This is a genomic window from Shewanella zhangzhouensis, assembly GCF_019457615.1.
Taxonomy (GTDB): Bacteria; Pseudomonadota; Gammaproteobacteria; order Enterobacterales; family Shewanellaceae; genus Shewanella; species Shewanella zhangzhouensis.
This window is the reverse complement of the sequence record NZ_CP080414.1, coordinates 1,698,533-1,723,602: the sequence shown is the minus strand read 5'-3', so window position 1 is coordinate 1,723,602 and position 25,070 is coordinate 1,698,533. Positions and strand designations below refer to the sequence as shown.

General features: G+C 56.2%; 25 protein-coding genes. 5 read left to right on the top strand and 20 right to left on the bottom strand.

The genetic code is table 11. The features are described from left to right. Positions 1-6: 6 nt before the first annotated feature. Together K0H63_RS07460 and K0H63_RS07455 are read right to left on the bottom strand one after the other, a co-directional pair. Positions 7-702 carry a pirin family protein gene (locus tag K0H63_RS07460; RefSeq protein WP_220067391.1) on the bottom strand — a complete coding sequence of 232 codons (696 nt, stop codon included), beginning with the start codon at positions 700-702 and terminating at the stop codon, positions 7-9. A 9-nt stretch (positions 703-711) separates the two neighbouring features. Further along, on the bottom strand, positions 712-1,152 hold the full coding sequence (locus tag K0H63_RS07455) for a DoxX family protein (RefSeq protein ID WP_220067390.1): 441 nt from the start codon (positions 1,150-1,152) through the stop codon (positions 712-714). 146 nt (positions 1,153-1,298) lie between these two features. On the opposite strand from K0H63_RS07455, the gene K0H63_RS07450 reads away from it, so the two are divergent. Continuing rightward, complete coding sequence (locus tag K0H63_RS07450; protein ID WP_220067389.1) at positions 1,299-2,192, top strand: LysR family transcriptional regulator; 894 nt, start codon at positions 1,299-1,301, stop codon at positions 2,190-2,192. A gap of 89 nt (positions 2,193-2,281) precedes the next feature. On the opposite strand, the gene K0H63_RS07445 is transcribed toward K0H63_RS07450, so the two are convergent. Together K0H63_RS07445 and K0H63_RS07440 are read right to left on the bottom strand one after the other, a co-directional pair. Beyond that, positions 2,282-2,662 (bottom strand): VOC family protein, encoded by a 381-nt coding sequence (locus K0H63_RS07445; protein WP_220067388.1) that lies wholly within the window; start codon positions 2,660-2,662, stop codon positions 2,282-2,284. 176 nt (positions 2,663-2,838) lie between these two features. Then, complete coding sequence (locus K0H63_RS07440; protein WP_220067387.1) at positions 2,839-4,434, bottom strand: ABC-F family ATPase; 1,596 nt, start codon at positions 4,432-4,434, stop codon at positions 2,839-2,841. 200 nt (positions 4,435-4,634) lie between these two features. On the opposite strand from K0H63_RS07440, the gene K0H63_RS07435 reads away from it, so the two are divergent. Then, complete coding sequence (locus K0H63_RS07435; RefSeq protein WP_220067386.1) at positions 4,635-5,147, top strand: GNAT family N-acetyltransferase; 513 nt, start codon at positions 4,635-4,637, stop codon at positions 5,145-5,147. Positions 5,148-5,199: 52 nt separating this feature from the next. Continuing rightward, positions 5,200-5,895 carry a Vat family streptogramin A O-acetyltransferase gene (locus K0H63_RS07430; protein WP_220067385.1) on the top strand — a complete coding sequence of 232 codons (696 nt, stop codon included), beginning with the start codon at positions 5,200-5,202 and terminating at the stop codon, positions 5,893-5,895. Positions 5,896-5,978: 83 nt separating this feature from the next. Here the strand turns inward: K0H63_RS07430 and K0H63_RS07425 are convergent, their stop codons facing one another. Then, positions 5,979-8,153, bottom strand: coding sequence for a heavy metal translocating P-type ATPase (locus K0H63_RS07425; RefSeq protein WP_220067843.1), 2,175 nt, complete (start codon positions 8,151-8,153; stop codon positions 5,979-5,981). A 480-nt stretch (positions 8,154-8,633) separates the two neighbouring features. Between K0H63_RS07425 and K0H63_RS07420 the strand changes: the two genes are divergently transcribed. Then, a complete protein-coding gene (locus K0H63_RS07420) occupies positions 8,634-9,020 on the top strand; it encodes a MerR family DNA-binding protein (protein ID WP_220067384.1) in 387 nt (128 codons plus the stop codon). On the opposite strand, the gene K0H63_RS07415 is transcribed toward K0H63_RS07420, so the two are convergent. From K0H63_RS07415 to K0H63_RS07365, 11 genes are all read right to left on the bottom strand, one after another. Then, positions 9,007-11,073: a S9 family peptidase gene (locus K0H63_RS07415; protein ID WP_220067383.1), complete on the bottom strand. Its 2,067-nt coding sequence runs from the start codon at positions 11,071-11,073 to the stop codon at positions 9,007-9,009. The genes K0H63_RS07420 and K0H63_RS07415 overlap by 14 nt on opposite strands. Before the next feature lie 54 nt (positions 11,074-11,127). Further along, positions 11,128-11,433 (bottom strand): hypothetical protein, encoded by a 306-nt coding sequence (locus K0H63_RS07410; protein ID WP_258405672.1) that lies wholly within the window; start codon positions 11,431-11,433, stop codon positions 11,128-11,130. 106 nt (positions 11,434-11,539) lie between these two features. Further along, on the bottom strand, positions 11,540-12,298 hold the full coding sequence (locus K0H63_RS07405; RefSeq protein WP_220067382.1) for an SDR family oxidoreductase: 759 nt from the start codon (positions 12,296-12,298) through the stop codon (positions 11,540-11,542). Positions 12,299-12,307: 9 nt separating this feature from the next. Further along, positions 12,308-13,213, bottom strand: coding sequence for a 3-hydroxyisobutyrate dehydrogenase (gene mmsB, locus K0H63_RS07400; RefSeq protein ID WP_220067381.1), 906 nt, complete (start codon positions 13,211-13,213; stop codon positions 12,308-12,310). A gap of 83 nt (positions 13,214-13,296) precedes the next feature. Beyond that, positions 13,297-14,403 (bottom strand): enoyl-CoA hydratase/isomerase family protein, encoded by a 1,107-nt coding sequence (locus K0H63_RS07395; RefSeq protein WP_220067380.1) that lies wholly within the window; start codon positions 14,401-14,403, stop codon positions 13,297-13,299. Between the two features lie 38 nt (positions 14,404-14,441). Continuing rightward, positions 14,442-15,215 carry an enoyl-CoA hydratase gene (locus K0H63_RS07390; protein ID WP_220067379.1) on the bottom strand — a complete coding sequence of 258 codons (774 nt, stop codon included), beginning with the start codon at positions 15,213-15,215 and terminating at the stop codon, positions 14,442-14,444. Between the two features lie 70 nt (positions 15,216-15,285). After that, positions 15,286-16,443, bottom strand: a complete 1,158-nt coding sequence (locus K0H63_RS07385; protein WP_220067378.1) for an acyl-CoA dehydrogenase family protein — start codon at positions 16,441-16,443, stop codon at positions 15,286-15,288. Between the two features lie 109 nt (positions 16,444-16,552). Further along, positions 16,553-18,046, bottom strand: coding sequence for a CoA-acylating methylmalonate-semialdehyde dehydrogenase (locus K0H63_RS07380; RefSeq protein ID WP_220067377.1), 1,494 nt, complete (start codon positions 18,044-18,046; stop codon positions 16,553-16,555). 115 nt (positions 18,047-18,161) lie between these two features. Beyond that, on the bottom strand, positions 18,162-19,340 hold the full coding sequence (locus tag K0H63_RS07375) for a thiolase family protein (protein ID WP_220067376.1): 1,179 nt from the start codon (positions 19,338-19,340) through the stop codon (positions 18,162-18,164). A gap of 271 nt (positions 19,341-19,611) precedes the next feature. Next, positions 19,612-20,562 carry a homoserine O-acetyltransferase MetA gene (gene metA / locus K0H63_RS07370; protein ID WP_220067375.1) on the bottom strand — a complete coding sequence of 317 codons (951 nt, stop codon included), beginning with the start codon at positions 20,560-20,562 and terminating at the stop codon, positions 19,612-19,614. 61 nt (positions 20,563-20,623) lie between these two features. Further along, positions 20,624-21,034: a YbaY family lipoprotein gene (locus tag K0H63_RS07365; protein ID WP_220067374.1), complete on the bottom strand. Its 411-nt coding sequence runs from the start codon at positions 21,032-21,034 to the stop codon at positions 20,624-20,626. Positions 21,035-21,155: 121 nt separating this feature from the next. Between K0H63_RS07365 and K0H63_RS07360 the strand changes: the two genes are divergently transcribed. After that, entirely contained in the window at positions 21,156-21,896 is a 741-nt protein-coding gene (locus tag K0H63_RS07360; RefSeq protein WP_220067373.1) for an SDR family NAD(P)-dependent oxidoreductase, read from the top strand. An 86-nt stretch (positions 21,897-21,982) separates the two neighbouring features. Here the strand turns inward: K0H63_RS07360 and ompW are convergent, their stop codons facing one another. The 4 genes from ompW to tesB all read right to left on the bottom strand — a co-directional run bounded on the left by ompW (position 21,983) and on the right by tesB (position 25,033). Then, positions 21,983-22,627, bottom strand: a complete 645-nt coding sequence (gene ompW / locus K0H63_RS07355) for an outer membrane protein OmpW (RefSeq protein WP_220067372.1) — start codon at positions 22,625-22,627, stop codon at positions 21,983-21,985. Between the two features lie 529 nt (positions 22,628-23,156). After that, positions 23,157-23,708: a nucleotidyltransferase family protein gene (locus tag K0H63_RS07350; RefSeq protein ID WP_220067371.1), complete on the bottom strand. Its 552-nt coding sequence runs from the start codon at positions 23,706-23,708 to the stop codon at positions 23,157-23,159. A 48-nt stretch (positions 23,709-23,756) separates the two neighbouring features. Next, a complete protein-coding gene (locus tag K0H63_RS07345; protein WP_220067370.1) occupies positions 23,757-24,164 on the bottom strand; it encodes a YbaY family lipoprotein in 408 nt (135 codons plus the stop codon). Further along, positions 24,164-25,033: an acyl-CoA thioesterase II gene (gene tesB, locus K0H63_RS07340; protein WP_220067369.1), complete on the bottom strand. Its 870-nt coding sequence runs from the start codon at positions 25,031-25,033 to the stop codon at positions 24,164-24,166. Before tesB ends, K0H63_RS07345 begins: the two co-directional genes overlap by 1 nt. Between the last annotated feature and the right edge of the window lie 37 nt (positions 25,034-25,070).

Below are 25,070 nucleotides of genomic sequence, written 5' to 3'. Positions count from 1 at the left end.
GGTATTTCAGGGTAACTCAAACAGCAAGGCTCTCACCGGCTCTTTTCCGGCGTTGGTGACCTTGGGACTGTTGACCCGTTCCAGTTTGGCGCCATCGCCGGGGGACATCTCCATAGCCTCCAGAGATAAAGCCCCCTCAACCAGATGCAGATACCCTTTACGGGCGGCGCTCAGCGGCAGGACGATGGATTGCCCCGGCGCCAGCAGCAACTGATAGACACGGGCATCCTGGCGCACAGTAAAACTCCCGTCGCGCCCATCGGGGCTGGCAATCAGGGTGAGCCCCTCACGACTGCCAAAGTGCTTTTGCTGATAGCCCGGCTCACCGCCAAGGGTCGCCGGAATAATCCAAATCTGTAAAAACCTCAGCGCCTCGGTCCGGGAGCCGTTGTACTCGCTGTGACGTATGCCCTTACCCGCCGACATCAGCTGAAACTCGCCCGCCGGCAGGGTGGCAATGTTGCCCTCGCTGTCCTGATGACGGATGCTCCCTGACAGCACGTAGCTTAAAATCTCCATATCCCGGTGGCCGTGGGGCGCAAACCCAGCGCCCGGTGCCACTGTATCGTCGTTGATAACCCGCAGCGTCGAGAACCCCATGTGGTTGGGATCATAGTATTCGGCGAACGAGAAACTGTGAAAGCTGTCGAGCCAGCCGTGGCTGGCATGACCCCGTTCATTGGCAGGACGAAGCGTTATCATGCCCACTCCTCAGCCTCTTTGTTGCAGTAGTCTGTCGATACCGAAGCGGCCCGAACCGGACAACACCAGGGAGACGCTCATGGCCAGCAGCGCCAGGCCAAATTCGTAGCCATTGTTGGCCATAAAAAGACCATTACCCAGGTGCACTGTGACGATAGCCACCACCATGGTCACGGCAAGCACCAGCGCGGCTGGACGTGTCAGCAGACCAAGCAGAATAGCCAGACCACCGAAGAACTCGGCGCCGCCCGCCATGGCCGCCATCAGCCAGCCCGGCTCCAGTCCAATGGATGCCATCCACTGTCCGGTCCCTTCGATACCATAACCACCAAACCAGCCAAAGAGCTTCTGGGCGCCGTGGGCCATAAAGATAATGCCGGCGGGTACCCGCAGCGCCAGCGGGGCGATGCTGTCCTGGGTTTGTACAAGTTTTTTGATTGTGCTGTTCATAGTCTGTGCCTCATGTTTCAAATCGCTGTTATTGGTCTCAAGCTTTCGCTCAGCCTTGATTGAATTTTAGTTTATGGCGATAAAAGCACAGAAAAAATCGGAATGTTTCGATATAATTATTCAAAATTATTGAACAGTGAAAAATCATGGCGAACTCACTGGATTTGGACGGACTGAGAGCACTGGATGCGATTGATAAAAAGGGAAGTTTTGCAGCCGCTGCCGAATCGCTCCATAAGGTGCCATCGGCCCTCACTTACACAATTCAAAAGCTGGAGCAGGAATTTGGCACGCCTTTATTCGACAGGTCAAAACAAAGGGCCAGATTAACGGCCGCCGGCAGACTGGTGCTTGAGCAAGGGCGGGAAATTTTGCAGTCTACCCAGCGCCTGGCCGATGCGGTGGCCGCTTTAGAGTCAGGCTGGGAGCGAGAGCTGCGCATAGCAAGGGACACGGCCATGCCGCCGGGGCCGCTTCTGGATGCGCTCACCGCGTTTCTGGCCCTGTCGGTGCCAGTGGACATCAGCCTGGCGGAAGAGTCGCTGGGTGGCGGCTGGGACGCGCTGCACAGCCGCCGCGCCGATTTGGTGATTGGTGCCAACGGTGACCTGCCCCGGGGACTCTTTGAAACCCATTGTATTGGTCAGCTCGAGTTTGTGTTTGCCCTCGCCCCCTTTCACCCACTGGCAGCGGCTGAGGGTGTATTGCAGCTTGAACAGCTTATGCCCTTCCCTTCGGTGGTGGTGTCTGACAGCTCGCAGCTGTTACCCGCCCGAAGCAGCGGCCTATTCAGCAGTCGCCAGACCCTGAGAGTCGCGTCCATGGAAGCAAAAATTGAGTTGCAATGCCGCGGATTGGGCACTGGCTTTATTCCGCGCCATCTGGCGGCGCCGCTAATAGCCAGCGGCGCACTGGTGGAAAAAGCCTGCGCCCTGCCGCGGCCAAGCCAGCCGGTGTTTCTGGCCTGGCATAAGGGGCATCAGGGCAAGGCGCTAGCCTGGTTTGTGGAGCATTTATGCAAGGCCGATTGGGGCATATAAGCCCACTATCGGCCTTAAATACACATGGCTGGCGCCATTCGCAGCCTCAGTGAAGTGAGCCAGACCTGTCCCTGTCTGGGAAGCACGCCTTATTTCATGGAGTGCAGGCCAAGCATATTGCCTTCGGTGTCTATGGCCAGCGAGATATAGCCATACTGACCTATGGACATCTTTTCCCGCTGCACTGTGCCACCAGCGGCAGCAACGCGAGACTCTTCCAGCGCGCAGTCGTCACAGGCAAAGTACACAAGCGTACTGTTGCCGCCCGCTTCGAACCCCGGCATGTGCACCAGAGCACCACTGGCACCGTAGTTTTCCATATCCGCAGGAAAGGACCACATGGAGAAGCCCGGCTCTTCCGGCACCTGCAGCGCTTCGAGCTTGATATCCAGCACCGCCTCATAAAAGGCCTTGGCCCTGTCCATGTTGTTCACGTAGATTTCAAACCAGGCAATGGGGTTTTTGGCCATCAGCTTTCTCCTTGAGGATGGGGATAACAGTACAATTCCGGTGCCCTACTGCGATTGGACACAGGGTTCCAGTTAAGGCCAAAAATGTTAAAGAAACAAGCAACTTTTACGCAGGCAACTTTGCTTAAGGCACAAAAAAGCCGGCAAAGTGCCGGCTTTTAGCGCTGAAGCGTCTGTTAGTTTTCAATGCCTTTACTGCGCAGGAACTCGTCGTAAGTGCCCTTGAAGTCGGTCACGCCATTGGCGGTGATTTCGATGATGCGGTTGGCCAGGGAGCTTACAAAGGCGCGGTCGTGGGACACGAAGAACAGGGTGCCTTCGTACATTTCCAGCGCGTTGTTGAGTGACTCGATGGATTCCATGTCCAGGTGGTTGGTGGGTTCGTCCATCACCAGGATGTTGGGCTTTTGCATGATCATCTTGCCAAACAGCATGCGACCCTGCTCACCACCCGAAAGTACCTTAACCGATTTTCTGATATCGTCGGCGCCAAACAGCATACGGCCCAGAATACCGCGTACGGCCTGCTCATCGTCGCCTTCTTTCTTCCACTGGCTCATCCAGTCGAATACGGTCAGATCGTTTTCAAAATCACTGGCGTGATCCTGCGCGTAGTAACCGATAGAGGCATTTTCAGACCAGTGGATAGTGCCTTCATCCTGTGGCAATTCATGGATGAGGGTGCGCACCAGAGTGGTTTTACCGGCACCGTTCTCACCGAGGATGGCGATACGCTCACCCACTTCGGCAATCATATTGAAGTTCTGGAACAGCGGCTTGCCATCGAAGCCCTTGCTCAGGTTCTCTACCACCAGCGCGTTACGGAACAGTTTCTTTTCCTGCTCGAAACGGATGTAGGGGTTCACACGGCTGGAGGCCTTCACTTCGTCCAGCTTGATCTTGTCAATCTGGCGGGCACGTGAGGTGGCCTGTTTGGCCTTGGATGCGTTGGCAGAGAAGCGCGCCACGAAGGTTTGCAGCTCGGCAATCTGAGCCTTCTTCTTGGCGTTGTCCGCCAGGAGGCGCTCGCGGGCCTGGCTTGCGGCCATCATGTATTCATCGTAGTTACCCGGATACACGCGCAGCTCACCGTAGTCCAGATCCGCCATGTGGGTACACACAGAGTTCAGGAAGTAACGGTCGTGCGAGATGATAATCATGGTGCTGTTACGCTGGTTCAACATGTCCTGCAACCAACGGATGGTGTCGATGTCCAGGTTGTTGGTTGGTTCGTCGAGCAGCAGCACGTCCGGATCGGAAAACAGTGCCTGGGCCAGCAGCACACGCAGTTTCCAGCCGGGCGCGACTTCGCTCATGGGGCCGAAGTGTTGCTCAAGTGGAATACCCACGCCCAACAGCAGTTCACCGGCGCGGCTTTCGGCGGTGTAACCGTCCATTTCCGCGAACTCCATCTCAAGCTCGGCCACCTTGATGCCGTCTTCTTCACTCATTTCAGGCAAAGAATAGATACGATCACGTTCCTGCTTCACGGCCCACAGTTCTTTGTGGCCCATGATAACGGTATCGATTACGCTGAACTCTTCGTAGGCGAACTGATCCTGATTCAGCTTACCCAGACGCTCGTTGGGATCCAGATGAACGTTACCGCCGGACGGCTCAAGCTCACCGGCGAGGATCTTCATAAAGGTGGATTTACCGCAACCATTGGCACCGATAAGGCCGTAGCGGTTGCCGTCACCGAACTTGACGGAGATGTTTTCAAACAGCGGCTTGGCGCCGAACTGCATGGTGATATTGGCGGTTGTGATCACGGGCTGGTTTCCGTTTGTCTGTAGGCCGAGGCAGACGCCTGCGGCGAAAATCCCAAGGGCGAAGCTTAAGCCTACCCTCTGATAAAGCGCGGTACTATAACACCCCTGCGTGAATTATCAACCGACTTGCGGCCCCACGCCAAATGCCGCCAATATAGTCGGGTAAAAATAAAAAGCGACGCGTAGATAAGGAGAAGCGAATGATCCGGCTGGAAAAGATGACTGAATCCAATCGTACGCTCGCCGAAGCGTTGGAAGTCGCCCCTGAGCAATTACGCTTTGTGGGTACCATGGAGGAAATTCTCGCCACCGCTGGCGGCGCCATAGTGCCTGTATTGGTGTGGCATCAAACTGACATTGCCGACACGGATAGCGCCGAGGCCAATCACAGCGAAAACCTGGTGGGCTTTTTTCTGCTGGATAAGGCATACAGCCTGGAGCATGACTTCGCCGAGGCCACCGATTTAGGTTTCAGGGCATTTCTGATTGATGTGCGCCACCAGGGTAAAGGCCTTGCCAGAGGCGTGATGCAGGCACTGCCACAGTTTATTCAGACGCGCTATCCGCAGTTCCACCGCCTGGTGTTAACCGTCAATCTTAAAAATATCCCGGCGCGGGATCTCTATCTTAAAAACGGCTTTATCGACAGCGAAAGCCAATATTTGGGCGGCAGCGCCGGGCCCCAGCACATCCTTTATTTGCCGCTGGGTTAACCAAGGCGAGCACAAGGCACTTAGCACAAGGCACGTAGCACAAGGAATGTTTATGACAACAACTTCTTCCGAGCCGCAAACCGCGGTAACACAGGGCCATGGCCCCAGCCCCGATAACCCGTTTCCGATGGAAGGCTTTCCGCAGGTGTGCTTTATCAAAAACACCATCAGCAATCCCAATATTCAGGTGGGCGAATACAGCTATTATGACGACCCCGAGGACAGCGCCAATTTTGAGCGCAATGTGCTGTATCACTTCCCCTTTATTGGCGACAAACTCATTATCGGTAAATTCTGCGCCATCGCCCGTGGGGTCAAGTTCATTATGAATGGCGCCAATCACCCCATGGCTGGCGTGAGTACCTACCCGTTTTTCATTTTCGGCAACGGCTGGGAGCAAGCGGCACCTGAGCCGGGGGAATTGCCCTATAAAGGCGATACCGAAATCGGCAACGATGTGTGGATTGGTTATGACGCCCTGATTATGCCCGGGGTGAAAGTGGGCAATGGCGCCATTATCGCAAGCCGCGCTGTGGTGACATCAGACGTGCCCGCCTACGCCATTGTAGGCGGCAACCCGGCCAAAATCGTGAAGATGCGCTTTGATGACCGGGACATTGCCCGGCTTGAAGCCATCGCCTGGTGGCACTGGCCGGTTGAGAAAATCAGCGCCTATCTGCTGGATATTAAAAACGGTGACATAGCTGCACTCGAAGAAGCTACCCTCGAGAAAGCTGCCGGGCAATAAGGCTCCGCCATGCGTCTGCATGATGCATAAAAAAGCCGCCCAAGGGTGGCTTTATGTCAGCGAAGGACTGGCTCGGACCTTCCTTAGTCCTTCAGCGGCTTTCTTTTAAGCCGGTTGGCATTGGTCACCACTGTGAGCGAAGAGGCCGCCATCGCCGCCCCGGCCAGTACCGGGCTTAACAGCACCCCAAACGCCGGGTAAAGCACGCCCGCCGCCACCGGAATACCCAACACATTGTAAATAAAGGCGCCAAAGAGGTTCTGGCGAATATTGCCAAGGGTGGCGCGCGACAGGGCAAAGGCATCGGCAAGGGCTTCGAGCCTGGGTGACAGCAAGGTCAGAGACGCGCTCTCAATGGCGACATCCGTTCCCGTGCCCATAGCAATCCCCACATCGGCCTCGGCCAGCGCCGGGGCATCATTAATGCCATCCCCCACCATGGCCACCACTTCGCCAGCCGCCTTAAGACGGGCAATATGCTGATGCTTTTCATCTGGCATCACCCCGGCTATGACCTCATCGATACCCACTGCGCGGCCAACCGCTTCGGCGGTGTGCCGGTTATCCCCTGACAGCAGCACCAAGCGCTTGCCCTGGGCTTTAAGGCGCGCCATCGCGATTTTGGCATCGTCTCTGAGCGGGTCGCCCACACCGAGTATGGCAATAAGCTTGCGACTTTTAGCCACCAGCACAGGGGTGAGCGCCTCTTTGGCCAGGGCATCAAGCTCGCTCTCAAGCGCTTCAAGTTCTGATGCCAGGCCAAGGCGTGCCATCAAACGTGGATTGCCGATATGCCACTCATGGCGACCATCTGTGGCGGTGACCTTACCCATAAGGCCTTCGCCGGGCAGGTTTTGAAATTCGCTCACAGTAAGCGAAGGCGCATCCGACAGGGCCGCAAGCGCCTCCGACAGCGGGTGGCTGCTCTGGCGCTCAAGGCTGGCAATGGCATGCCGGGCCTCCGCTTCATCACCTTGAGGCCACAGCGTTTTTCGCACTGCAGGTTTACCCAGCGTCAGGGTGCCTGTTTTATCCAGCACCACTGTAGTGACCTTGCTGGCCCGCTCAAGTGCTTCACCGTTTTTAACCAAAATCCCCATGGAGGCGGCGCGCCCTACCCCGACCATAATCGACATGGGCGTGGCAAGCCCAAGGGCACAGGGGCAGGCAATAATCAGCACAGTGGTGAGCACCACCATGGCATGTGACAATGCGGGCGCCGGGCCAACAAAGTACCAGATCAGCGCAGCAATAATGGCAATGGCCACCACCACGGGCACAAATACCGCCGAAATCGCATCGGTCAGACGGCCTATGGGCAATTTGGAGGTTTGCGCCTCTTCCACCAGCGCGATGATTTTCGACAATCGACTGTCATCGGCCTCTGCGGTCACTTCAATGACCAGGCTTCCGTTGCCGTTTACCGTCCCGGCAAACACGCTCTCGCCAGCGGTTTTGGCCACCGGCAGCGGCTCACCGGATAGCATGGACTCATCAATCAGCGACTCACCTTCGATAACCTTGCCATCGAGGGCAATCCTGTCACCCGGCCGTACCCGAATCAGGTCGTTGCGGGCAATATCTTCCACCCTGACCCAGCGCTCAGTGCCGTTTTCCAGCCGCAGCGCCTCATCGGTTTTAAGCCCAAGGAGTTTATCCAGCGCCTCGCTGGTTTTACCCCTCGCCCGCGCCTCCAGCGCATGACCAAGGTTAATCAGACCCAAAATCATCACGCTCGCCTCGAAATACACATGGCGACTGCCTTCGGGAAACGCCTGTGGCAACAGCACCAACGCCATGGAATAGAGCCAGGCTGTGCCAGTCCCCAAGGCTATGAGGGTATCCATGGTGGCGCTTTTGGCCTTTAATGAGCGCCAAAGCCCTTGGTAGAAGTGCCCGCCGGTAAAGAGCATAACAATACCTGTTATCACCCCCACCAGTCCCCAACCAAGGCGGGTGGCATGGTTCACCATCATCTCGCCGCCCAAAAGCCCCCAGAGCATTAGGGGCACACCCAGCCCCAACCCCACGGCCGCCTGCCACAGTCTGGTTCGAAAATGCGGTCCTTCATCGCTGGCAGTCCTTGGCTGTGAGGTTAGGAGCTCTCCGGGGTAACCCACACCACTGAGCGCCGCCAACGCCGCATCGGCGGATAAGCCTTTTACCCGTACCACTTTACGGGACAAATCGACCCGGCCTTCACCTCCGGCTGAGCGCAGCGCCCCTTCAATCTTGGCCACACAACTGGCGCAGCTCATGGCAGGCACACTGAAACGCAATGTCGCCTGGGATGCATCCGCATCAGACGTTGGCTTACCTGATGCCGCGATCGCGTCCCCAAGCGGATTTTTACCGTCAGTAATCAGCTTGTGGTCACTGCCTGGGGGCAAAGCTGCCAAGACATTTCCTTCTGCAGCAGTTTCATCCATCAGGCTTGCGGGATACCCTCCGGCCTCGAGCCGCGCAAGCACGTCCGTCACATCGATTGCACAACTTGCGCTGATATCGAGGCGTTTAGTGGCGGGATCTGTGTGTATATCCCAGCCTTCGGTGGCGAGCAATGAGGTGATTTTTTTGCCGCAGCCACCACACTTCATAGCGGGGACTGTGAGATGGACGTTGTACATATGGACTCCTTGACTCTCTATTGAGTTTAGCCCATCGTAAAGTCTCCAGTAACTGGAGAGTCAAGCCGAAAAAACAGCCTGTGTTCTGCCTCGAAGCAGGAGAGAAATGGAATGAAAATTGGGGACGTGGCCCGCATCACAGGGCTCAGTATAAAAAGTATCCGCTACTACCACGATATCAAGCTGGTCAGTGCCAAACGTGGTGACAATGGTTACCGTGAATACGACGACAGGGCGCTGGAAAATCTGCACTTTGTCCATCAGTGCAGAGAGATGGGGTTCTCGGTGGAGGAGTGCAGAAGCCTGTTGTCTTTAAAACAAAACCCCAGCCGCGCTGCGGGAGAAGTCAAGGCCCTTGCAAAGGCACATCTGGACCTTATTGCTGCCAAAATCGTCCGGATGCAGGCATTGCAAAAACAGCTCGGCGCCTTGGTGGAACAATGCCAGGGAGGCAATCAACCCGATTGCCCCATCCTCAATTCCCTCAGTCAGCCTTGAGCGTACTGGACTGAGATACTTCGACGGGCGCCCGCAGATGGAGGTTCAGGGAAGGCACCTCATCCGCAACCTTAAAGCCGAACACCTGCCCATAGAAACCCAACTCATATTCCAGCGCCTTGACCAGGTTGGCATTTTTCCAATGGTTGTGGTTCTCATCGGCAAAGGTGAGCAAGGCAGCAGGGATCTGATTTTTCTCCAGCGCCTCGTAGATGGTCAGGGCCTGGTTGGGTAACACCACGGTATCCTGCAGTCCCTGCAGCAGCAGTAAAGGCTCTTTAAGTCGCTCCAGTTGATAAACCGGAGAACGTTCACGATAGAGCGCCCTGTGGCTAGCCAATGGACCAATCAACTGATCCAGATAGGTTTTTTCAAACTTATGGGTCTCACCTGCCAGCTGCTCTATATCGCTTATCCCGGCACGACTGACGGCGGCCTTAAAAGTATCATCATAGGCGAGTGCCGACAGCGCCGTTAAGCCACCGGCGCTGGCACCTGTGATAGCCATTTCATCGCCATTCACCCAGCCTTTTTTCACCAGAAAACGAGCCGCATTCACCGCATCCTCTACATCGGCCTTGCCCCAATTGCCATAAAGGGATTGACGGTAGGCACGGCCAAAACCACTGCTGCCGCGGAAATTCAAATCCAGCACCGCGAAGCCGCGGCTGGTCCAATATTGGATATCACCACGGTAAGCCAGGTTGGCCTTGGCAGTGGGGCCGCCATGCAACTTCACCAAAAGCGGTGGGCGTGTGTCAGACAAGCCTTTAAACGCCGGGTTGCGTGGCCAATAAAAATAACCCCAGGCGCGCATATTGTCGGCGGTGGCAAAACTGATGCTTTGGGCTCTGGAGATAAAGCGCGGGTCCAGCACCATGAGTCTGGGCGCATAGACCAGCTCCACGCCCCGGCCACTGACCCGGTAAATGCCTTTCTCTGTGGTTACCTTGCTGCCGATAAAATAGACGGCATCTTTGCCACCGGTGAGCTGCTTGATTTCACCAAAGTCCACGGCGATATCTTCGGCGTGACCGGTTTGTAAATCGAGGCGGATAAGCCCGGCTTCACCATTATGCACGTAGCTTGCGATAAGGCTGTTTTCACTTTCAAAAGCATAGGTGCGTTCACCAAGACGCCAGGCGGGGCCTGCAAAATCCGCATTCTTCTGATAAAGCCGTTCCGGTTTGCCATCGTCACCGAGGCGATACAGATTCCACCAATCGTCATAGTCGGCAATAAAGTACAGCCTGCCATCGGGGCCAAAACTGGGCTGGGTAACGGCCACATTGCCTCCCTCGCCTGCAACCACCCGTGACGAATGAAGCCGCCCCTTGCGGTCAAGCTCCCCGAGCCACAGACGAGTGTTGTCCCAGGGCATAGCCGGATGCTCCCAGGTGAGCCAGGCCAGCTGAGTATTGTCGCCGTTAATACTGGGCGAGCTGATGAAATCGTGCCCGGCGACGAAGGTGTCACCTTCACCGGCAAAATTCAGGTTAATGGTGACCAAACTGGCTGCCGGACTGCCCTGCTGCCGGTGATCTTCCCGCACACAAATAATGCGGGATCCCTTGGGGTAGGAAATGCAATCCCCATGGCGGGTGCCATTGGGCGTGAGCGCCAGTGGCGCTTGATTGGGGGCAAAACGGTAAAACAGCTGATCGCTCTTGCCGGTGGCAAACAGGCTTTGACCAATACCAAGAAAGTCGCCGCCGCCGTATTCATGCACCCGGCTGCCCACATTAAATTCGGCTGGTACTACCTGAGATACACTGCCATCGGCCTCGAGACGCTTAATGCCGGTGTTGCCGCTTTTGCCGTCAAACTCAGAAAAATACATCAGGTCGCCAACGGCCCTGAGTTCAATCAGTTCATCGGAACTGGCATAGACATCTTCGGCTGTGAGGGGGGAAATCCAGGTGCCATAGCGGGCGGCCATGGGTTCGCTGTCGCTCTCTTGGGGCAGCACAGATTCCTGCCTGGGCTCACACCCCAGCAGTGCCAGTGTCATTAAGCAAATCGCCGCAACGCGGTGCCCAATGCCAAGCCTCATGTCCTTGATTCCCCAAAACGCTTCGTATGCGAAGTTCTGTATACAAAAGGCAGGTTAACGTCTGAATTTATTGATAAACCAGCCGACTACCGCATGTTGCTGTGCAGAGGGCAAGCCAAAAAACACACAAACCCAGGGCGATAACAGGATATACCAAGGGAGTGCCCGGGTGTCCTGTCCGCTCAGCAACAGAAACAAAAATCCGCCGTAAATCACTACAACGCCCGCATAGCCTGTCCAGAGCATGAGCTTTTTTAAAACAAATTCCAGGCGTAGCATCTCGGGTCCTGCTAGGGCAAACGACTGACCGAGAGGCGGCTTTCGTGTTGCTTTTAAAGAGAATTTAACGGCAGTTTTCACTGCCGCATTGTTCAATCTGCGTCAGTTTCTGTCAACTTGATACGCAAAATAAAGGGTGACAAAAGTTAACAGCCCCAGCCAGACAAGGTTAGCCGGGGCTGGCGACTCAGAGTCTGATACCGCCGTCGATTTCAAACACACGGCCATTCACATAATCATTTTCCATGATAAAGCGAACGGTGGAAGCAATCTCTTCGGCTTGGCCCAGTCGACCTACGGGTACCATTTTTTCGAGACGCTCAAGGGCTTCCGGCTTCATGGCCGCAGTCATCTCGGTGGCAATCACACCGGGCGCCACTGCCGCAGCGCGGATGTTAAAGCGGGCCAGCTCTTTGGCCCAGCCCACCGCCATGGTGGCTACGCCAGCCTTGGACGCCGCGTAGTTGGTCTGGCCCATGTTACCGGCTCGTGCCAGGCTGGAAATATTGACAATCACCCCGCCCTGACCCGATTCAATCATGGCAGCAGCGGCTTCGCGACCACACAGGAAGGTGCCTGTCAGGTTTACATTTATAACTGACTGGAACTGATCCAGTGACATACGGTCAGTCACTACCCCGTCTTTGGACTTGACCAAAAGACCGTCGCGCAGAATACCGGCGTTGTTTACCAGACCGTGGATAACGCCGAAATCTTCGAGGATATAGCGAAATCCGGCTACCACATCTTCTTCGTCAGTAATATCCAGGGCATAACCCTGTACTTCGGTGGCGTCACCGATATCGGCACAGGCACGCTCGAGACGCTCCTGATCCACATCAATCAGCGCCAGTTTGGCGCCATGGGCGGCGAGGTCCTTGGCCATGGCCAGACCCAGACCACCGGCGCCGCCGGTAATGACAATTACCTTATCCTTCAATTCCATTGTGATTCCTTAGGCCTTATCGCCTTTGGCAAAATGTTCAAAAATACTGGAGAAGTCCCTCGGACCATTCCCGGCGCGGGCATGGGACACATACAGGCTGCGAGCCAGCGCGCCCATGGGGGTGCTCGACTGACTGCTCAGGGCCGCTTCCTGGGACAATCCCAAATCTTTCACCATCAGGTCGACCATAAAGCCACCCTGGTAGCCTTTGGAGGATGGAACATTCTCCATCACACCCGGGCAGGGATTGTACTTTTCCAGGGTCCAGTTACCGCCACTGGACACCTTCATGATGTCTGACAGCACCTTGGGGTCGAGCCCATGGTCAATCCCAAGCGACAACGCCTCGCTGGTACCCACCATGAGTACCGACAGCAGCATGTTATTGCAAATTTTGGCGACCTGACCGGCTCCCGGACCACCGGCATGGAAAATGTTCACGCCCATATTGGCCAGCACGGTACGCGCCTTCTCAAAGGCCGCGTCTGTGCCACCACAGATAAAGGTCAGGGTTCCGGCTGCGGCGCCGGCTGTGCCACCGGACACGGGCGAATCAATAAATTCCAGACCCTTTGCCGCAGCGGCTTCGGCCACAGCGCGGGCGCTGTCGGCATCTATGGTGGAGCAGTCTATCAAGAGACAACCTGCTTTCACCACCTCAATCAGTCCCTTGGCGGTATCAGTGCCTAAATAGAGACCGCGTACATGCTTACTGGCCGGCAGCATGCTCACCACAAAGTCCGCATCGGCGGCGATGGCCTGCGCCGTATCGCCACTGCCTGCTCCCTGGGCCTTGAGTGACTCAACCGCAGCCGGGTTGAGATCGAATACCGATACACTGTGCCCCGCCTTCAGCAGGTTGGCCGCCATTGGGCCACCCATGTTGCCAAGGCCAATAAACGCTATCTTCGCCATGATGTCGCTCCTTGCCAAGCCCGGCAAGCCGGGCCATAAATCGGATAAGCCCGGTAAGTGCCGGGCTGTGAATAGGGTATCCCTCAGAGGTCCTGCAGCGGATGCTGCTCGCCCTGCCAGGGTGAACTCAAAAGGCGGCCAATCACCTCGGCGGGTACCGAGGCCACATCGGCATACTGCCAGTTTGGATTTCTGTCTTTATCGATAAGCAGTGCCCGCACCCCTTCGACAAAATCGCCGTGGGCGCAGCAATTGATGCTGACGCCAAGCTCCCAGCGGAAGCAATCGTTCAGGGACAGCTCTTCCCCTATGATGGCCTGGTGCCATACCAGATGAGCACTGAGCGGACTGCCGGCCAGCAGGGTGTCGCGGGCTCTGAGCAGGGACTTGTGGCTGTCATCCGGCAGCGCTTTGAAACGCTCAATCACTGTCTCCAGAGAGCCGCTGCACAGCGCACTGATAAGCTCAGCATTGTCCTTAAGGAAGCTCGCCTGCTCAGGCACGGCTCTGGTGCCGAGCACGTCACTCAAACGCTGATGATTGGCTTCGCTGTTGTCATCCCAGGCCACCTCGGCCAGGGCATCGAGCAGCGGCTCCTTGTCATCACTTTCCAATAAGAAGTTGGCCGTGCCTGCGTACAGCGCGTCGGCACCGTTCATTTGAAACGCGGTTAACCCCAGGAATACGCCTGTTTTTTCCGGCATATGGGCCAAAAAGAAGGTACCACCCACGTCCGGGTACAAACCAATGGTGATTTCCGGCATGGCAATGCGGGAACGCTCGGTGGCAATGCGGTGGCTGGCACCGGCCATCAGCCCCAAACCGCCGCCCATCACAATGCCATCTCCCCACACCATAAAGGGTTTGCCGAATTCGTGGATAAAGTAATCGAGGCGATATTCTTCCTCGAAGAAGATCTTCGCCAGGGTCTCTGTACTGCCGGGGGCCTCTTTGCTGGCCTGATACAGGGCGCGCACATCGCCACCGGCGCAAAAGGCTTTGTCACCGGCGCCATCCAGCAGCACCATAGCGATATTGCTATCGGCCTGCCAGGCTTTCAGCTGGGCAGTTAAGGCCCGCACCATGTCCAGATCCAGGGCGTTAAGCGCGGCTTCCACATTGAGGGTGGCTACACCTATCTGTTTGCCCGAGGCGGTACCCAGGGTTTGAAATACAACTTTCTGTGTCATGCTCGCTCCTTGCTTGCTGTCTTGTCCAAGGCAAGGCCTCAGCGGTTTTTCCACTGGGCGGCACGCTTCTCGAGGAAGGCATTCACCCCTTCAGCCTGATCTTCGGTATCAAAAAGACCAACAAAGAGCTCACGCTCCAAAGGCAGTGCCTGGGTGCGCGGCATGGTGCGGCCACTCTGAATGAGCTGTTTGCACACGGCCACGGCAGAGGGGCTCTGCTTGGCGACCTTGGCGGCCAGGGCGATGGCGGCACTCAGGGACTCGCCCTTCTCCACCACTTCTTCCACCAGCCCAAGATTCAGCGCCTTGGTGGCATCAATACGCTCACCGCAGAGGATCATCCGCTTGGCCCAGCCCTCGCCCACCAGGGCGGTGAGGTTCTGAGTACCACCGGCGCAGGGCAGAAGGCCCACTGTGGCTTCCGGCAGTGCCATCACCGCCTGAATTTCGGCGATGCGGATATCACAGGCCAGCGCCACTTCGAGGCCGCCGCCCATGGCATAGCCATTGATGGCCGCGATGGACACGCCACGGAAGGCGCTTAAGGTTTCAAAGGCTTCACCGAAGGCCTTGGCCATGGTGGCGGCATTGCCTTTATCGCCGTCTGCAAAGAGTTTCAGGTCAGCGCCCGCAGAAAAGAACTTGTCCCCTTCCCCGGTCAGCACCAGCGCGTAAATCTCTTTGTTGTCATTCAGCTCAAGTACCTTTTCCTTCAGCTCATTCAGGCTCTCACGGGTCCAGGTATTGGCCGGAGGGTTGCTGATGGTGAGAATGGCGGTATTGCCTTCAATACGTTCAATCAAAAATGCCATGGCAGTTATTCCTTTTCTGTCGAAGTCTTTATTCAGTCGACGTTACTATTCAGTCAAAGTCACTGGCAAATCAGAGGATGTCGTTGGCGTTTTCGTCCAGCAGACGACGGGAAATGATGAGACGCATGATCTCATTGGTGCCTTCCAAAATCTGGTGTACCCGCACGTCACGGAAATGGCGCTCAAGCGGATATTCACGGATATAACCATAACCGCCGTGGATTTGCAGTGCTGCGTCGCACACGGCAAAGCCGATGTCGGTGGCAAAGCGTTTGGCCATGGCGCAGTAGGCGGTGGCTTCCGGGTCCTGGCTATCCAGTTTAAAGGCTGCAAGGCGCACCATCTGACGGGCAGCCACCAGCTCGGTAGCCATATCGGCGAGCTTGAATTGCAGCGCCTGGAAGGCCGCCAGCGGCTTGCCAAACTGCTTGCGCTCGTTCATGTAAGCGATTGAACGTTCAAGGGCCGCCTGGGCGGTACCCACGGAGCAGGTGGCGATATTGATACGGCCGCCATCGAGCCCCTTCATGGCGAAGGTAAAGCCCTGGCCTTCTTCACCCAGCAGGTTTTGCACAGGTACGCGCACGTTTTCAAAGGTGATAAGTCGGGTCGGCTGGGCGTTCCAGCCCATCTTGTCTTCGGCCTTGCCGTAAATGACACCGTCGGCATCGGCGGGGATGGCAATGGCCGAAATGCCCTTGGGACCGGCTTCACCGGTGCGGCACATCACCACCAAAAGTTCGGTGGCACCAGCGCCTGAAATAAACATCTTGCTGCCATTAATCACATACTCATCGCCTTCACGCACCGCCTTGGTGGTGAGAGATGCGGCATCACTGCCTGCACCGGGCTCGGTCAGGCAGTATGAGGCCAGCTTGGCACCCGTGGTCAGGGCCTCAGACCATTCGGCGCGAAACGCCTCTGTGCCCCAGGTGGTCACCATCCAGGTGGCCATGTTGTGAATGGTCAGCATGGCGGTGGTAGCGGTACAGCCCTTGGAAAGCTCTTCAAAAATAATCGAGGCATCCAGGCGCGACAGGCCCATGCCGCCTTCGGACTCAGGGGAATAGAGTGAACAGAAACCCAGCTCACCGGCCTTTTGAATGACATCTTTGGGGAAGTGGTGCTCTTCGTCCCACTTGGCGGCAAAGGGGGTCAGTTCATCTGCGGCAAACTGGCGTGCCAGTTCGGCAAACTGACGTTGATCTTCGTTGAAATTGAAATCCATCTTGACTGCTCCCGTGACTCTGGGGTCACTTCATGTGATGGCCGGCATAACGCCGGCCTTGAAGGTGGTTTTGGTTTACGGCCTCGCCAGATTAAGCACCCGAGAGTGATTAACGCAGGGCGATGGTCATGTTGGGACCATGGGGGATATCGTCTTCAAACCAGCGACAGGTGATGGTCTTGGTTTCGGTGAAGAAACGGATAGCCTGCTTGCCGTAGGCGTGCTGGTCGCCGTAGAAACTGCCCTTCCAACCGGTAAAGGAGAAGAATGGCAGAGGTACCGGGATAGGTACGTTAATACCCACCTGACCCACTTCAATTTCGTGCTGATATTTACGGGCAGCTGCGCCGCTGGCGGTGAAGATGGAGGTGCCGTTACCGTAGGGCGACTTGTTCACCAGCTCAATGGCGTCTTCCAGCTCATCCACTTCCATACAGCACAGCACTGGGCCAAAGATTTCTTCCTTGTAGATGCTCATGTCGGTGGTGACCTTGTCAAACATGGTCGGGCCAACCCAGTTGCCTGACTCGTAGCCGGGCACGGTAAAGTCGGAGCCATCCAGCAGACAGTCGGCGCCTTCGGCCTTACCCTGCTCAATCAGCTTGAGCACACGGGCCTTGGCGGCTGGGCTGATAAGCGGGCCGTAACCGGCGTCTTTATCGTCCCACAGGCCTGGGCGAACCTTGGCCAGCGCCTCTTTAAGCTCAGGGATCCACTCTTTGGCGGCGCCCACAAACACGGCCACCGAAATCGCCATACAACGCTGACCGGCCGCGCCCACAGAGGCTCCCACCAGGTTGTTGATCACCTGCTGCTTGTTGGCATCTGGCATGATCACACAGTGGTTTTTGGCGCCGGCAAACGCCTGCACCCGCTTGAGGTTGTCAGTGCCGGTCTTGTACACGTACTGGCCCACACCCACAGAGCCCACAAAAGAAATGGCCTTGATATCGGGATGGGTCAGCAGAATATCCACGGCGCTCTTGTCGCCGTGCACCAGCTGCAGCACGCCCTTGGGGGCTCCGGCCTGTTCAAACAGTTCGGCCAGACGCAGCGGTGTCATGGGGTCCTGCTCGGAAGGTTTGAGCACAAAGGTGTTACCACAGGCCACAGCCAGGGGGAACATCCACAGCGGGATCATCGCCGGGAAGTTGAAGGGGGTAATACCGGCGCACACGCCCAGGGGCTGGGTGTAAGAATAGGTATCGATTTTACGGGCCACGTTTTCAACGGTTTCGCCCATCAGCAGGGACGCGATATTACAGGCGTGCTCGGCCACTTCAATGCCGCGCCACACATCACCCTTGGCATCTTCGAAGGTTTTACCGGTTTCCTTGGCCAGAATGGTCGCCAGCTCGTCGTGGTGTTCTTTGAGCAGCGCCTGATAACGCAGCATTACGCGGGCGCGCTCGGATACAGGCACTTCTTTCCAGCTTTGGAACGCGGCCTTGGCACTGGCGATGGCGCCGTGCACTTCCTCGTCACTGGCACAGCGCACTTCGGCGATGGGCTGGTTGTTGGCCGGGTTGGTCACGGTAATGATGCGCTCACCCTGTCCTGTGGTGAACTCACCGTCGATGTAGTGCTTAACTTGTGTGATCATATCGCTTCCTTTTGAGGGTCAGAGGTAGCGGCGCAGCCTTGTAGGTATTGTGTATGGCCGCGCCCGCGTCTCCTGTCGAGTGTCTTGTTGATTGCAGCTTGCCGTGTCCTGGCAATTAAACTTCGATGGCCATGGCAGTGGCTTCACCGCCGCCGATGCACAGTGAGGCCACACCGCGCTTGAGGCCACGGGCCTTGAGCGCATGGATGAGAGTCACCAGCACACGGGCGCCTGAGCAGCCGATGGGGTGACCCAGGGCGCAGGCGCCGCCGTTCACGTTAACCTTGGCCGCATCCAGCTTAAGCTCACTGATGGCAAGCATGGTCACCATCGCAAAAGCTTCATTGATTTCAAAGAGATCGACCTCGTCCTTGCTCCAGCCCACGTTGGAGAGCAGCTTCTGCATGGCACCCACAGGGGCTGTGGTGAACATGGCGGGCTCCTGAGCATGGGTAGTGTGGCCCTTGATGGTGGCAAGCACCTTAAGACCCAGAGCATCAGCCTGCTCACGGCTCATCAGCATCAGCGCAGCAGCACCGTCGGAGATGGAGGATGAGTTGGCAGCAGTGATGGTGCCGTCTTTGGCAAAGGCCGGGCGCAGTGTCGGAATTTTTTCGGGACGGGCGTTTCCAGGCTGCTCGTCAATTTTCACTTCCACATCGCCTTTGCGGCTGGACACAGTCACTGGCACGATTTCGGCTTCGAAGGCGCCGGAGTTGATGGCGGCATTGGCTTTTTCCAGTGAGCTTAGGGCGAAAGCATCCATGGACTCGCGGGTCAGGCCGTAATCATCGGCGGTTTTCTGGGCGAAGGTACCCATGGCGCCGCCGGTATAAGCATCTTCAAGACCATCGAGGAACATATGGTCGAGCACCTTGCCGTGGCCCATGCGCATGCCGCCACGGGCTTTGTCCAGCAGGTATGGGGCCTGGCTCATGCTTTCCATGCCGCCGGCAATCACCACATTGGCGCTGCCTGCTTTGATGAGGTCATGGGCCAGCATCACGGTTTTCATACCTGAGCCACACACCTTGTTCACTGTGGTAGCTCCCACAGACAGTGGTAAACCGGCACCCAGTGCGGCCTGACGGGCAGGCGCCTGGCCAAGGCCTGCAGGCAGCACGCAGCCCATCAGGAGTTCGTCAACCTTGGCGCCATCCAGGCCGGTGTCATCCAGCAGAGCCTTGACTGCGGTCGCGGCCAGCTTGGGTGACGGCACCTCAGACAGGCTGCCCTGAAAACCACCCATGGCGGTGCGTTTTGCCGCAACAATGACGATATCCGATACGCTCATTTCTCACTCCAATTGCTTGTGATGCCCGGGCGCAAAACCCGGTGCAAATGTGATTGCAGTCGCAGTTTGCGACCCGATGCATTGAATGTGACGTTTACGCGAACGTAAAGCAAGTAGAAATTGGTCTAACAAGCCGCATTTTCTGGCCAAGGCTTGTCACTCTGGATTTACAGCGGCGGGAACTGAGATTGACACGGGCACCAACGCAGATTGTCAGCGCCTGCACACAAAATAAAAAGGCCGCATAAGCGCGGCCTTTTCACATTGATTTTCAAGATTTTGCACTATCTTCCCAGGGGGTGATGGCACTCATATCCGACAGATCGTAAGGGGTCAACTGGTACACATAATAGTTAAGCCAGTTACTGACCAGGAGGCTGCCATGGCTGTGCCAGCGCGCCACCGGCGCCTGGGCCGGATCATCGTTTCTGAAGTAATTTTTGGGGATGTCTGGGTCAATACCGGCTGCCAAATCCCGATGATATTCGTCACTCAGGGTGGATTTTTGATACTCGGGATGACCAATGACAAACAGGTTTCGGCTGTTTCGGCTCAGCACCAGATAGGCCCCTGCCTCGTCAGACTCCGCCAGTACCTGCAAAGCCGGGTGGGCATGAATTTGCGCCACCGGGATTTCGGCATAACGTGAATGAGGCGCGAAAAACTCCTCATCGAAACCCCGCAGCAGCGGATGATGGTCGCAGCTGCGACTGTGCACGAATACCCCGGAGCGTTTGGTCTTCAGCAGTTCACGCTTGAGGCCGTAGAGATGGTACAGACCGGCATGGGCAGCCCAGCACAAAAACAGTACCGAGGTCACATGGCTTTGCGACCAGTCGATGATTTCGCGGATATGGTCCCAATAGGTCACCTCTTCAAAATCAAGCTGCCCCAGTGGCGCTCCGGTGATAATCAGGCCGTCATAATTTTTATGACGCACATCCTCAAAGTCCCGGTAAAAGGCATTCATGTGGTCGAGCGAGGTGTGACGGGACTCCTTGTCGTGGATGCGCAGCAAATCCACATCCACCTGCAAGGGCGTATTGCCAAGGAGCCTCAGCAGCTGGGTCTCTGTTTCTATCTTGTTGGGCATCAGATTAAGGATAAGCACCTTCATCGGACGTATGTCCTGATGGGCCGCCCGGGTTTCTGACATCACAAAGATATTTTCTGCCGACAGTATCTCTGCCGCTGGCAGATTGTCGGGGATTTTTACCGGCATACTGCGCCTCTCCCTTGATTAACTCCGGGGCGATGCCGGTAAGTGTAAAACTTACCCCGGCTCAGCGCCCCACACTGTCCAGCCTTACCGACATGCCGGTAGGCTGTGTGAAATCCACTCTGTAGCTTTGGGTGTTGATAAACAGCAGTTTATCGCCCTGGGTGATACGTGCGCCCACCGCGTAGGTGTGGCCCTGCTTAAACGTGTCCGGCTTAAAACGCAGCGCAAAGTCCTTGGGCACGGCGGTGACAGGCACCTTCAACTCACCCAGCACCTCTGCCGCCACATCCATACGGGAAACGTCCTGCACCTGAACCGTCAACACTGCATCAACAGGCAAAGCGATGCGCTCCCGGAACCAGACGCTGCCGCTTATCTCCACATCGTCGGCACTGCTGGCACATCCACCCAGTCCAACCGCCCCCACCAATGCCGCCATCGGCAGGGCAACACTCAATAGCCATTTCTTCATGGTGATATTCTCCTAAATCATACATAAAGACTTCTGGATGTCTATACATCCAAGTTTGAATCTTGTTCAGCATGGGCTTTCACCCTATCATGGTAGCCCTGTACTTTTGCTGAATATCCTTATGACTCAAGCAACTGCAATAATTGTGGGCGCCAGCTCACACCTTGGCCGCGAATTAGTGACCCAGCTCACACAGGAAGGCACCCGAGTGGGCGTCCTGGTGCCCGATCCAGAACAGATGACGGAATTTATCCAGTCCCTCGGTGGCACTGTTGAGGTGGAAGCCTTACCCATCACAGACCCCGACGGCGCCATGGCAGCCTTTGAAAACCTGTGGCAGCGTATGGGCGGCGCGCATCTGGTGTTGGTCAATACCGGCCTCAATACCTACCACCCTGACCTGCCCTGGCAGATAGAAGCCGACATTATCAAGGTTAACGTGCAGGGCTTTGCGCTGATTTGCAACACGGCATTCAGATTACTGCGCCAGCAAGGGTACGGACAACTGGCTGCCATCAATTCCATCGCCGGTCAGCGCGGTGGCCCTGCCGTGGCCTACCACGCATCCAAAGCCTTTGCACAAAACTACCTCGAAGGTTTATCCATGCATGCCCAGCGGCTGAAGTTACCCATCACCATTACCGATCTGCAGCTGGGCTTGCTGGACAAGGCCGCCATGCAGCAGAGCCGCTTTTGGTTACAGCCGCTGCCAAAAGTCGCCGGGCAAATTTTACGGGCACTGAAAAAAGGTAAACGCCGCGCCTATATCACCCGCCGCTGGGCCTTGGTGGCCTGGCTGATACGTTTGCTGCCGGAATACATCTACAACACCCGCCACTGGAAGAAAAAAGGCAAGCATTAATACTGCTACCCCTTGAGTAATCCGCATAAAAAAGGCGCCCGGTGGGCGCCTTTTTTCATCCAAGGTTTGGCAGGGAAGGGACAACCTTAGAACTTGTAACCCACACTCACCATGTATACCCATGGGTCGATATCGGTTTCAACCACAACAGGGGCATCACCCAGGTTAAATTTCACGTCTGTGCTGATGTCGGCGTACCACACAGAGGCGTTCAGCATCCAGTTTTTGTTGAAGCTGTAGTCAAAGCCTACCTGTGCGGCCCAACCCACTGAAGTGGACAGACTCAGATCGGTCAGGGCACCGTCCAAATCGTTGGTGAATTCGGTGTCAAAAAAGTTGGTGTAGTTCACACCCACACCCACGTAAGGGCGGAAGGCAGAATTGGCGTTGCCAAAGTAGTATTGGGCAACCAGAGTCGGTGGCAGGTGCTTGGTTTCGGCAATCTTGCCCAGCACGCCCAGAGACACATCGTGGGTGAATGGAGTAGCAGCCAGCAGCTCGATAGCCCAGTTGTCAGTCAGCATGTAACCGAAGTTCAGGCCCAGCTGAGTATTGTTGCTCACGCCAAATTCCGCTACGTCGGCTACGACAGGGCTGGACTCATTGGGGGCAACAACAACAGCACCGGCGCGTACGATAATATCGCCGGCCTGGTGAGCAAGGGCAGAGGCAGAAACAACAGACAGCAGGGAGGCAGCGATCAGACCGGAAAGATAGGATTTCTTCATCATTTACTCCATTAACCACGTGGGCTTTGTTATTTTCTGTTACGTCCGTAACAATTGAGGCCTAGCCTGCCAGAGCAGGTCGTTAACTTTCTTGATCCAAATCAACACCGCCGTGTGATACCCACTTCGGGGTAACAAGAGCGCGATCGCGCTCACGCTTTTAGTGCATTTTGTCTTGTTGCTCAGCAAGATTGTGTTGTCATCGTCACAGGACCTTCAGCAAGATAAGCCTGATCACGCCCAATCGGGTTCACTAGGTTAGAGGTCTAAGCATTCACGGCTCGGCGAAGACAAAATGCCTGAAAGCCTGGTTTTGGGTTGAGAGCGAGCCTGATAGCTGTCCGGTTCAAACCCAGAGTTTGCCATCCGGTTTTGCGGGCAATTCATCGATTGAGCTGAGGGAGCGAGGTAAATCGCCAGGATGAGAACAGGGTATGGATCAGGAGTGCGTGTGCACGCCTGCTATAGCGCCAGCGGGAGAACATCACAGGGGCCGGCGCTATGTTTCCTGAGTGGAGAATGCCGGGCCGGTTTATGGTTTAACGAGTTGCAACCTTGGGTAATGCTCAAGCCAGCCTTTTGAGCGGACCCGTTGCCAGAACACATCAATCGGCCGCCGCGGGGATGGTGTGAGTTTAAGGGCATAGAGGGACTCGAGCCCCCAGGCTGATTCGATGTGAAATGTATCCTCATGGGTCAGCCTGACGCCAACGGCGGTTTCCTGCTCAGGCCAGGCGGCCATGGCGTCCACCAAATTACGGTAGGGAGCATCGCCGTGGCGCAAGTGCATACGGCGCTGATCTTTCACTTCCCAGGGGATTGCGGCAAGTCTGGCACCGAGTGCCTCAGTAAGCCGCTGCTCCAGCGCTCTCTCCCCTGCCCCCCAGTAAATCAGGTCAACGTCGGCAAGCTGACGGGTCTCCATACCATGGAGGCTATCCCACACCCGCTGGCGCACAAAACCGGCCGCCAGCAGATACTCCCCGATACCGGCCTCGGTCATCACCTCTCGGGCCGCTTTCAGGCAGGCCATTGCCGAATCATCGTCACGCAGCAGGCTGGCAAGCGCAGTGGACAGCCTCATGGCACAGGGATCCATGTCAGGGCAAGCAGCCTCTGATGACACCGATGATTACCTGCCAACAGGCTTCATCACCACTTCGGTGGTGAACTTGTTGTTATGGATCACCGGGAAGCGGTCGTAGGTCTGAAAAATCACCTGGTTATTGTGTTTGATAAGTGCCACCACGCCGTAGTTGACATTGCTGCTGATAGACTCGGCCGGCAATATAAACTTAAAGGGCACTGGCGCCCGCACCACATTAAAGGTTTTCTGGGCGATGATAATGCCGGGGGTGTCCAGATCTATCACAGCTATGGTGATAGAACTGTTTGGCGGCAGCACCACAGACTCCAGATAACCCGCCGCACCATTGATGATAATGGGTTTAGGTTCTTCCACCGTCACACAGGCACTCAGAGCGCCGAGCATACTCAGGGCGACCATGGCCCGGGCCGCTTTGGCAAATTTGTTCCACATCAGTTGCTGTCCTTCTTCATGCGCATCAATCCTTCCTGGGTTGCAGACGCCACCAGCTCACCCCGGCGATTGAAAAAATGTCCTTTTACAAAACCGCGGCCACCGCTGGCATTGGGGCTATCGATACTGTATAGCAGCCAATCATTCATATCCAAGTGGCGATGGAACCACATGGCATGGTCGATGGTGGCCATACGCATGCCCGGGGTCAAAAAGGATACCCCGTGTGGCTGAGCGGCCGTCACCAAAAAGTTGAAATCAGAGGCATAGGCGAGAAGCGCATCGTGCACATGGCTGTCGCCTTCCACCTTACCATTGGCACGCAGCCAAACGTGGCGCACCGGCTCCCGGGAGCGCGGCGCCACCGGACTGACAGGGTCAACGATGCGCATCTCGATGGGCGCATCGGCCATAAACTTCTCCAGCATTTTTTCGGGAATTTTGTCCCTTAGGGTCACTGCCAATTCCTGTTGGTTGAGCAGTCCCTCAGGCCCCGGTACATCCGGCATACTTATCTGATGGGAAAACCCGTCTTCTTCGCCCTGAAAGGAGCAGGTCATGTAAAAAATCGGCCGGCCTTTTTGCACGGCTTTTACCCGACGGGCACTGAAAGAACCACCGTCGCGCATGATTTCCACGTCATACACTATGGGGAGAGACTCATCGCCTGCGCGCAAAAAATAGCTGTGAAGTGAATGGACCTTGCGTGTTGGCTCAACGGTTTCCCTGGCGGCACTCAGGGCCTGCCCCATCACCTGGCCGCCGAAGACATGACCAAAGCCCAGATCCTGGCTCTGACCACGATAAAGTCCAATCTCCAGGGTTTCGAGGGTCAGCAGTGACAATAGATCGTTCAATACCTGACTCATGTTATCTCTCTGATTTAAGGTCAATTGCCAAGAGAGT

Coding starts and splice junctions, on each gene's coding strand:
- K0H63_RS07460 (WP_220067391.1), bottom strand. CDS start 702: ATGATAACGCTTCGTCCTGCCAATGAACGGGGTCATGCCAGCCACGGC.
- K0H63_RS07455 (WP_220067390.1), bottom strand. CDS start 1,152: ATGAACAGCACAATCAAAAAACTTGTACAAACCCAGGACAGCATCGCC.
- K0H63_RS07450 (WP_220067389.1), top strand. CDS start 1,299: ATGGCGAACTCACTGGATTTGGACGGACTGAGAGCACTGGATGCGATT.
- K0H63_RS07445 (WP_220067388.1), bottom strand. CDS start 2,662: ATGGCCAAAAACCCCATTGCCTGGTTTGAAATCTACGTGAACAACATG.
- K0H63_RS07435 (WP_220067386.1), top strand. CDS start 4,635: ATGATCCGGCTGGAAAAGATGACTGAATCCAATCGTACGCTCGCCGAA.
- K0H63_RS07430 (WP_220067385.1), top strand. CDS start 5,200: ATGACAACAACTTCTTCCGAGCCGCAAACCGCGGTAACACAGGGCCAT.
- K0H63_RS07425 (WP_220067843.1), bottom strand. CDS start 8,153: ATGAGCTGCGCCAGTTGTGTGGCCAAGATTGAAGGGGCGCTGCGCTCA.
- K0H63_RS07420 (WP_220067384.1), top strand. CDS start 8,634: ATGAAAATTGGGGACGTGGCCCGCATCACAGGGCTCAGTATAAAAAGT.
- K0H63_RS07415 (WP_220067383.1), bottom strand. CDS start 11,073: ATGAGGCTTGGCATTGGGCACCGCGTTGCGGCGATTTGCTTAATGACA.
- K0H63_RS07405 (WP_220067382.1), bottom strand. CDS start 12,298: ATGGAATTGAAGGATAAGGTAATTGTCATTACCGGCGGCGCCGGTGGT.
- mmsB (WP_220067381.1), bottom strand. CDS start 13,213: ATGGCGAAGATAGCGTTTATTGGCCTTGGCAACATGGGTGGCCCAATG.
- K0H63_RS07395 (WP_220067380.1), bottom strand. CDS start 14,403: ATGACACAGAAAGTTGTATTTCAAACCCTGGGTACCGCCTCGGGCAAA.
- K0H63_RS07390 (WP_220067379.1), bottom strand. CDS start 15,215: ATGGCATTTTTGATTGAACGTATTGAAGGCAATACCGCCATTCTCACC.
- K0H63_RS07385 (WP_220067378.1), bottom strand. CDS start 16,443: ATGGATTTCAATTTCAACGAAGATCAACGTCAGTTTGCCGAACTGGCA.
- K0H63_RS07380 (WP_220067377.1), bottom strand. CDS start 18,046: ATGATCACACAAGTTAAGCACTACATCGACGGTGAGTTCACCACAGGA.
- K0H63_RS07375 (WP_220067376.1), bottom strand. CDS start 19,340: ATGAGCGTATCGGATATCGTCATTGTTGCGGCAAAACGCACCGCCATG.
- metA (WP_220067375.1), bottom strand. CDS start 20,562: ATGCCGGTAAAAATCCCCGACAATCTGCCAGCGGCAGAGATACTGTCG.
- K0H63_RS07365 (WP_220067374.1), bottom strand. CDS start 21,034: ATGAAGAAATGGCTATTGAGTGTTGCCCTGCCGATGGCGGCATTGGTG.
- K0H63_RS07360 (WP_220067373.1), top strand. CDS start 21,156: ATGACTCAAGCAACTGCAATAATTGTGGGCGCCAGCTCACACCTTGGC.
- ompW (WP_220067372.1), bottom strand. CDS start 22,627: ATGATGAAGAAATCCTATCTTTCCGGTCTGATCGCTGCCTCCCTGCTG.
- K0H63_RS07350 (WP_220067371.1), bottom strand. CDS start 23,708: ATGAGGCTGTCCACTGCGCTTGCCAGCCTGCTGCGTGACGATGATTCG.
- K0H63_RS07345 (WP_220067370.1), bottom strand. CDS start 24,164: ATGTGGAACAAATTTGCCAAAGCGGCCCGGGCCATGGTCGCCCTGAGT.
- tesB (WP_220067369.1), bottom strand. CDS start 25,033: ATGAGTCAGGTATTGAACGATCTATTGTCACTGCTGACCCTCGAAACC.